The 7,561-nt window shown below is 41.4% G+C and carries 8 protein-coding genes; 5 read left to right on the forward strand and 3 right to left on the reverse strand.

Features of this window, described 5'->3' with window-relative positions; all coding sequences use genetic code 11:
* Positions 1-11 precede the first annotated feature (11 nt).
* From rppA to V7K89_RS34840, 4 genes are all read left to right on the forward strand, one after another.
* Positions 12-749, forward strand: coding sequence for a two-component system response regulator RppA (rppA, locus tag V7K89_RS34825; protein ID WP_335195431.1), 738 nt, complete (start codon positions 12-14; stop codon positions 747-749).
* Positions 727-2,103 carry a two-component system sensor histidine kinase RppB gene (rppB, locus tag V7K89_RS34830; RefSeq protein WP_335195432.1) on the forward strand — a complete coding sequence of 459 codons (1,377 nt, stop codon included), beginning with the start codon at positions 727-729 and terminating at the stop codon, positions 2,101-2,103. Before rppA ends, rppB begins: the two co-directional genes overlap by 23 nt.
* A gap of 238 nt (positions 2,104-2,341) precedes the next feature.
* The gene (locus V7K89_RS34835; RefSeq protein ID WP_335195433.1) at positions 2,342-2,593 is read left to right on the forward strand and encodes a hypothetical protein; all 252 of its coding nucleotides are present in this window, start codon (positions 2,342-2,344) and stop codon (positions 2,591-2,593) included.
* Positions 2,574-2,837, forward strand: coding sequence for a Txe/YoeB family addiction module toxin (locus V7K89_RS34840; RefSeq protein ID WP_335021025.1), 264 nt, complete (start codon positions 2,574-2,576; stop codon positions 2,835-2,837). Before V7K89_RS34835 ends, V7K89_RS34840 begins: the two co-directional genes overlap by 20 nt.
* A 161-nt stretch (positions 2,838-2,998) precedes the next feature.
* On the opposite strand, the gene V7K89_RS34845 is transcribed toward V7K89_RS34840, so the two are convergent.
* Together V7K89_RS34845 and V7K89_RS34850 are read right to left on the reverse strand one after the other, a co-directional pair.
* The gene (locus V7K89_RS34845; RefSeq protein WP_335195434.1) at positions 2,999-3,331 is read right to left on the reverse strand and encodes a XisI protein; all 333 of its coding nucleotides are present in this window, start codon (positions 3,329-3,331) and stop codon (positions 2,999-3,001) included.
* Complete coding sequence (locus V7K89_RS34850) at positions 3,319-3,735, reverse strand: XisH family protein (RefSeq protein WP_335195435.1); 417 nt, start codon at positions 3,733-3,735, stop codon at positions 3,319-3,321. The genes V7K89_RS34845 and V7K89_RS34850 overlap by 13 nt, the downstream gene beginning before the upstream one ends.
* Positions 3,736-4,008: 273 nt before the next feature.
* Here V7K89_RS34850 and V7K89_RS34855 point away from each other — a divergent pair, with 273 nt between their 5' ends.
* Positions 4,009-6,681, forward strand: a complete 2,673-nt coding sequence (locus tag V7K89_RS34855) for a U32 family peptidase (RefSeq protein WP_335195436.1) — start codon at positions 4,009-4,011, stop codon at positions 6,679-6,681.
* Here the strand turns inward: V7K89_RS34855 and V7K89_RS34860 are convergent.
* Positions 6,676-7,299, reverse strand: coding sequence for a Uma2 family endonuclease (locus V7K89_RS34860; RefSeq protein ID WP_335195437.1), 624 nt, complete (start codon positions 7,297-7,299; stop codon positions 6,676-6,678). The genes V7K89_RS34855 and V7K89_RS34860 overlap by 6 nt on opposite strands.
* Between the last annotated feature and the right edge of the window lie 262 nt (positions 7,300-7,561).

Below are 7,561 nucleotides of genomic sequence, written 5' to 3' on the forward strand. Positions count from 1 at the left end.
ATCTGCTGCTTATGAAAGTTTTGCTAGTTGAAGATGAGCCGGATATAGGTGTATCAATTCAACGAAAATTGAGTAAAGAAAGATATATTGTTGACTGGGTTTTGGATGGAAATGAAGCCTGGATTTATCTAGAACAGAATTGGACTCAATATACACTGGCAATTTTTGATTGGTTGTTACCGGGAATCTCAGGTTTAGAACTGTGCCAGCGATTACGTAGTCGAGGCAATGCTTTGCCTGTACTGATGCTAACTGCTAAAGATAGCATGGCAGATAAAGTAGCTGGACTAGACGCAGGGGCTGATGATTATCTAATTAAACCGTTTGGCATGGCGGAACTACTAGCACGGTTGCGGGCTTTGCAAAGACGAGCTGCTTATGGAGGTGCAGCGCTTACGTCCCAGTTCCAACCTTTACAATTGCAAGTAGGCGGACTGATTCTAGACTGCGGTAATTGTACAGTTTCTCGACAGTATCCTAATGGGGAAAATCAGGTAATTTATTTAACAAAAAAAGAATTTCAGTTATTAGAATACTTGATGAAACGCCCTAATACAGTTATTACCCGTGACCAAATTTTAAATCATCTGTATGCCTTTAGTGCAGAACGTGTTAGTAATGTGGTAGCAGCTCAAATCCGACTTTTGCGACGCAAATTATCGGAATATGGTTGTGATGGGCTAATCGAAACTATCCCTAGTATGGGCTATCGTTTCAATCCTCGCAATGCAGATTCGACTATTTCGTAAGATTCGCTGGCAATTGGCTACCTGGTATGCGGTAGTTATGGCCCTGATTCTATCCTTATGCGGTTTCGTGATTTATGAGGTAATCATTGATGCTTATGTGGTTTCTATCAACCGAGAACTGGAATCAGTAGCAGGTACACTACATGATGTAATTGAACCGACTTTGAAGCAACCTGGTATTATAGAGCCAGTTTTTCGGAAGGTTTTACCAAATATTTGTTTGGCTCAATCCACTTGTTCTACGCAAAAGCTCCTGAGCTACAGTCAACGCACCCATAGAGAACATGGGATTTTTAGTCCTGTATACAAAGATAAGCAATATTACATCCGTTTTCTCGATATTTCAGAACGGTTAATTGCAGTGGCAGGTTTCCAACCTGATGAATTACCACCGATTGTACAAACCCAAGTGTGGCAAACACTCAAAGACTTACAAGGCAATCGTTACAGTCAAAAGTCTTTACTGCTGCACATTCAAGATAATCAAGCTTGGGGTTATATTCAGATAGGGCGCAGTTTAAATGACCTTGATAGTCGTCTTGCTGCTTTGAAATTAATTTTGGCACTGGGATTGCCAATTACAGTACTACTAGTTGGCGGTTCTAGTTGGTGGCTGGCGGGGTTAGCAATGCGACCGATTGACTCTTCGTATAAACAAATGCAACAGTTTACGTCTGATGCCTCTCATGAGTTGCGTACTCCTCTTGCAGCGATTAATGCAACGGTAGAAACCTTATTTGATATAGAGTATCTGCCACAGGAGGCGCGAGACGTTTTGGTATCTATTCAACGTCAAAATTATCGACTATCTGAACTAATTCAGGATATGCTGTTGCTGTCTCGATTGGAACAGCAAACGCTAGCGACACAACAAGTATATTGCTGTCTGAATGTTTTGATTAGTGACCTGATAGAAGAATTTTCAGCGTTAGCAACTGCGGCTTCTTTGCAGCTAACATCTTTGATGTTATGTCAAGAGCTTTTATACGTGATGGGAGATGAAGACCAACTGTTACGTGTACTTTCTAATCTGATTGCTAATGCTATTCAATACACCCCTGCTGGCGGTTATGTAACTGTTATTCTCAAACGCAGCAACAGTTATGCTGTAATTGAAGTTCAAGACACAGGTATTGGTATTGCATCGCACGAGCAAAAGCGGATTTTTGACCGTTTTTATCGAGTGAATAGCGATCGCTCGCGTCGTACTGGTGGATCTGGATTGGGATTAGCGATCGCGCAAGCAATTATTCAGGCCCATAGAGGTAGTATACAGGTACAGAGCCAAGTTAGTAAAGGTAGCACCTTCATCGTTCACTTACCTTTGATAGAAGAACGAAAGCAACTAGCTTGAAAATAAGGAACGGGGAACAGAGGAAGAAATATTTTCATACCCTGGTTGTGGGCAAGCGCTTGCGCTCTGTATATATCGGGAGGGCTTAGAATGAAGGCGTGGTTCAAGGAAGACTGATGGTTACAACTCCAGAATCCAGGGTATTCATTCCACCGTTAGAAAATGGCGATCGCTCAAATTTCATCACAGTCAAACATAGTTACAATAAGATAGTAAAAATGGGAGAGCCATACCAATTATGCTTAGTGGAATTAAACAAAAGGCTATTGTTGGAAAAGATGGCAAGATTGAACTGTCTGCAACGAAATTACCAGAAGGAACTGTTGTAGAAGTCATCGTGTTAGTTGAAACACCAGTTGAAGAAGATGAAACTACTTATCTTCTAAAATCAGAGAATAATAAAAAACATCTGCTCAAAGCTTTGGAGAATGTAGACGAAGGAAACCTAGTTTATGTAGATTTAGATAAATATGAAGAAAGTTGCCTTTGAACCAGAAGCTTTTGAACAATTAGGTCAGTGGGCAACAGAAGACAAGAAAATTTTCAAAAAAATATTGGAATTGATTAAAGATATACAAAGAGATCCTTTTGCCGGGATAGGGAAGCCAGAACCATTAAAATATGAATTACAAGGTTATTGGTCAAGGCGGATCACAGATGAACATCGATTAGTTTACAAAGTGCAAGAAGATTTATTGATTATTTTGACTTGCAAATATCATTATGAGCAATAAAGGCTATTGAGGCTAGAATATTATTTTATTTCAAGCGATCGCTCTTTTTTAACCAGAAGATGCAGAGTGATCGCAGATGCAATCATTGAACGTGGCTTGAAATCTAACTTAAATTAAGAAATTACAGATGAGAGAGTGATCGCTATTTTTAATAAATTTAACTAACTAATAGCAAAATCTGTATATTTACGCACAGATGGTAACTGAAAACCTAAAACAATATCTTCTTTTGGGACACCTAATTCAACCAATTCATTAGCAATTCCTATCTCTGTTCCATCTTGCTGAATCCAAATTTTCTCGTTAATAATATCTAAATGGAGAACAGGCCCATATATGCGGTTTTGAGCGCGCCAACCTACATAAACTAATTGATAACGATCGTGTTCTGTATCAAAAATTGTCTGTGCTTGAATACGATTATCCCAAACAGTACTAGCGTGCTGTTCAAGCAAATTCTTAATATATTGTCGATATCCTTCTAACTTTGCCATTCTGCGATCGCCTCCTGTTCAATATTATAAATTAGTAAACAGAGATGATTAGTTTTAATTACAGATTGGATAAATGGAAGGATAAAAAATTCATTGTAAACAGTACTAGGAACCGCTAAATATAAAGTCCGATTGGCTTCTTGTTTTTGTAAAGCAATTCGGTAAATGATAAATTGTCCTAATGCAGCACAAAGTTCTGTGATTTGTGACGGACTTAGAAAACTTTTAATTTCAACAGCTATTTTTTGTCCTTGTTTTTCGGCTGCAATAACTTTTTCTGCTCCTAAATCAACATATAATTCAAGGGTTCCTGCCTGGAGAGCATAAGGATCGTGAGTGATTAACCAGCCATCTTTCTCAAGTGCTGTTTTGACAACTGCATGAAAAGCATCTTTAGCAGACACAGCCACAATTCCAATTTATGGCGGTGCTTGATTTAAAAATTTCCATTTTGTTAATACATTGACAACATAGCGAGACTTTTTTTAACTAAATTTAATATAGTTCTGTTTCTTCTCACCTGTCTACTGTCTACTTACTCTAGATGCAGAGGAGAAGAGGATTGAATGAACCGCAGATGAAAGAGCGATGCCTACGGCAACCCCTTTGGGGAACGCCCCATCCCTCAATAACTTCGATAAAATCACTATGGTGCTAGTTAACCCTGCCTAAATTTAATGAAAAGCGATATCTCCGATGGGCTACGCCTACGCCCTTTTTCCCAACCTTCCCTTCAACGTCCTGAACTACTTGCGCCAGCAGGTAATTGGGACTGTGCTAAAGCTGCTGTGGAAAATGGGGCAGACGCGATTTACTTCGGTTTAGATCGCTTCAACGCCAGAATGCGGGCAGAAAATTTTACTGAGGCGGACTTACCCCAATTGATTGCATTCCTGCACCGTCGGGGTGTGAAGGGTTATGTCACTATCAACACACTAATATTTCCCAAAGAACTAGCAGAAGCGCAGCAATATCTTCGTACAATTATTGCAGCTGGTGTGGATGCGGCGATCGTTCAAGATATTGGTATATGCCGTCTCATCCGTCACCTTTCCCCCGATTTTCCTATCCATGCTTCCACCCAAATGACCATCACGAGTGCAGCTGGGGTGGAATTTGCCAAGTCCCTTGGCTGTCAATTGGTAGTGCTAGCGCGTGAATGTTCTCTCAAAGAAATTAATAAAATACAGCAGCAGATTGCCTTACAGGAAACTTCGCTGCCATTAGAAGTCTTTGTTCACGGTGCTTTGTGTGTGGCGTATTCCGGTCAGTGTTTGACTAGTGAGGCTTTAGGCGGACGTTCTGCTAACCGAGGTGAATGTGCCCAAGCTTGCCGGATGCCTTACGATTTAATCGCTGATGGGGAAATTGTGAATTTAAAAGAGCGCAAATATTTACTTAGTCCTCAAGACCTAGCAGGGTTAGATGTTTTGCCAGATTTAGTGAAATCAGGAGTAACCTCTCTCAAGATTGAAGGCCGCCTGAAAGCTCCAGAGTATGTTGCCAATGTCACCCGTGTTTATCGGCAAGCCTTGGATGGGGTAATGACGCAATTGGAAAGACCTAATTCCTTAACTCCTTTGCATATAAAGGAAAGAGCAAGAGGTCAATCAGACCAAGAACACTACAACCTAGAAATGGCATTTTCTCGCGGACTCTACACAGGTTGGTTTGGCGGAATTAATAATCAGGAGCTAGTTCACGCCCGTTTTGGTAAAAAACGTGGGGTTTATCTGGGTGAAGTTATCCGCATTCACAACGAACAGGTAACAATCAAATTGCAAGCGCCCGTAAAACCAGGAGATGGAATAGTATTTGATTGCGGTCATCCAGAAGCGAAGGAAGAAGGTGGCCGAGTTTATGCTGTGGCGTCCAAAGGTAAAGAAACTTTGCTGACATTTGGGCGAAATGACTTGAACCTGCGCCGAGTACATATAGGCGATCGCATTTGGAAAACCAGCGATCCAGAACTTGATAAGCAACTACGTCAGAGTTTTGCTGGCGAAAATCCCCAATTTCAACGTCCCATTGATATGGAAATTTACGGAGAAGTTGGTCAGCCATTGATTGCGATCGCCCGCGATCAACTCGGTAATATTGTCCAAGTAGAGTCTGCAATTTCTCTAGTGGAAGCGCACACCAAACCTTTGGATACAGACCGTTTACAAGAACAATTCGGTCGTCTCGGTAACACACCTTTTTGTTTGGGAACACTAACCAACCACCTCAGCGGTACTATTATGCTACCCGTAAGTGAGTTGAACCGGATGCGGCGAGAAATTGTCGTGCAGTTAGAAGAATTACGGAGTCAACCCAAACGCTGGCAATTACGTTCTAATGTCTCTTTGCAAGACCTACTACCCTCCTCATCTCCCTCATTCCCAACCATGCGGGAAGCTAAAGCTATATCTCCTTCACTCATAGTCTTAGTACGAAACCTCAAGCAACTCCAAGCTGCCCTCAAAGCTGGTATTGAAACCCTGTACTGTGAATTTGAAGACCCCCGTGCCTATCGAGAAGCGGTGCAGATGGTGCGCCAACAACAGCAAAAAAACGAAGCAGACAATTCTGCAATACTAACTCCTAACTTCCAACTCAGTACAGACGCGATTAATCACGTCTCTACCCACTCCCCACTCCCCACTATCTGGGTTGCACCTCCCCGAATTACCAAGCCTGGAGAAAATTGGATTTTGCAGCAAGTACGTGCTTGTGAAGCTGATGGCTATCTGATAAGGAACTATGACCAATTGCAATTCTTTGCTCAAGACCGTTGTATTGGAGATTTTTCGCTCAACGTTGCTAATCCTTTAACAGCAGACTACTTTCAGCAACACTTTGGTTTAGAAAGGCTGACAGCATCATACGACTTGAATATTACCCAACTGCAAGACCTGCTCACCAGTTGTCCACCCCAGTGGTTTGAGGTGACAATCCATCAGCATATACCGATGTTCCACATGGAGCATTGTGTTTTTTGTGCCTTTCTATCAACGGGTACAGACTACACTAACTGTGGACGACCTTGTGAAAAACAGGAAGTGAAATTGCGCGATCGCGTCGGTAGCGAACACGTCCTCAAAGCAGATGTAGGTTGCCGAAATACTGTATTTAACGGCACTGCTCAAACGGGAGCCGAGTACGTACAGCGCCTCATTGAACTGGGATTACGTCAGTTTCGCATCGAATTTGTGAATGAAACACCAGAACAAGTGAGTAAAACAATACATTTTTATAGTCAATTATTGCAAGGTGAGATTACAGGTTCCCAACTTTGGCGCGAGTTGAAGTTGCAAAATCAATTAGGTGTGACTCGTGGCCCTATGGGAGTGTCAGCACTGCGGTCATAATTGATTTTCTGAACGCCCAGCTTGAAAAATCTGTTCGGCGGTCAAGTTTAATTCTGGAAATGTAGGCGATATGATGCGATCGCTTCCCCGAAACAGGTTAACTTGATATTCACCATCCACCAAATAATAAACTGAAATAGTCGGTTGTTTGGGATTACCTATGTACCTTCTACCGCCCAAAGCTAAATAGTCAACAATCCAGTATTCAGGAATGCCAAAAGTTTCATAGTCAACCAGCTTGGATGCATAATCATCCCTCCAATTAGTGCTGACAACTTCAATAACTAAGGGAACCGATGCAGCTTGAGTAACTATTGAGGATTTTTTCCACATTGGTTCTGCTGAAAGATTGTTTTGATTTATGACTATGACATCAGGCGAATAACCTGATTCTTTTTCAGGAACTTTAACTAATGCTTGTTTGGGTATGAGGTATGGGAGTTTTAATCGTTTAAACTCTAAAGTTATTTCACCAGCTAAAAAACCATTAATCTCTTCATGATCACCTACTGGCTGCATTTCAACAATTACCCCATCATGCAGTTCATAACATCCACCGTCTGGCTTCCAATTGAGGAATTCTTCAAAAGTGACTGTTTTTGGTAAGGCTTGAAACATCACACTTACTCCTGATGATGATTCAGAGTTTAGCAAATTACTTGGTATCACATCACTTGACCTTGAGATTCCCGACTTTTTAAAGAAGTCGGGGAGCTGAGTCCACATAAAACCTCGTTAGAGAACGCCAAAACGAGGAATCCGGAAGATTTGGCAAAATTTTGTTTCTATAGCAGTCGCCATCTTAGTTAGGACGTAGAATATATAGAGAAGTGATTGATTTCTGCATTCGTATGGCAAACCCTTACAGTTATGATCTACG

This window comes from Nostoc sp. (assembly GCF_036917515.1).
Classification (GTDB): Bacteria; Cyanobacteriota; Cyanobacteriia; order Cyanobacteriales; family Nostocaceae; genus Nostoc.

Coding starts and splice junctions, on each gene's coding strand:
- rppA (WP_335195431.1), top strand. CDS start 12: ATGAAAGTTTTGCTAGTTGAAGATGAGCCGGATATAGGTGTATCAATT.
- rppB (WP_335195432.1), top strand. CDS start 727: ATGCAGATTCGACTATTTCGTAAGATTCGCTGGCAATTGGCTACCTGG.
- V7K89_RS34835 (WP_335195433.1), top strand. CDS start 2,342: ATGCTTAGTGGAATTAAACAAAAGGCTATTGTTGGAAAAGATGGCAAG.
- V7K89_RS34840 (WP_335021025.1), top strand. CDS start 2,574: ATGAAGAAAGTTGCCTTTGAACCAGAAGCTTTTGAACAATTAGGTCAG.
- V7K89_RS34845 (WP_335195434.1), bottom strand. CDS start 3,331: ATGGCAAAGTTAGAAGGATATCGACAATATATTAAGAATTTGCTTGAA.
- V7K89_RS34855 (WP_335195436.1), top strand. CDS start 4,009: ATGAAAAGCGATATCTCCGATGGGCTACGCCTACGCCCTTTTTCCCAA.
- V7K89_RS34860 (WP_335195437.1), bottom strand. CDS start 7,299: ATGTTTCAAGCCTTACCAAAAACAGTCACTTTTGAAGAATTCCTCAAT.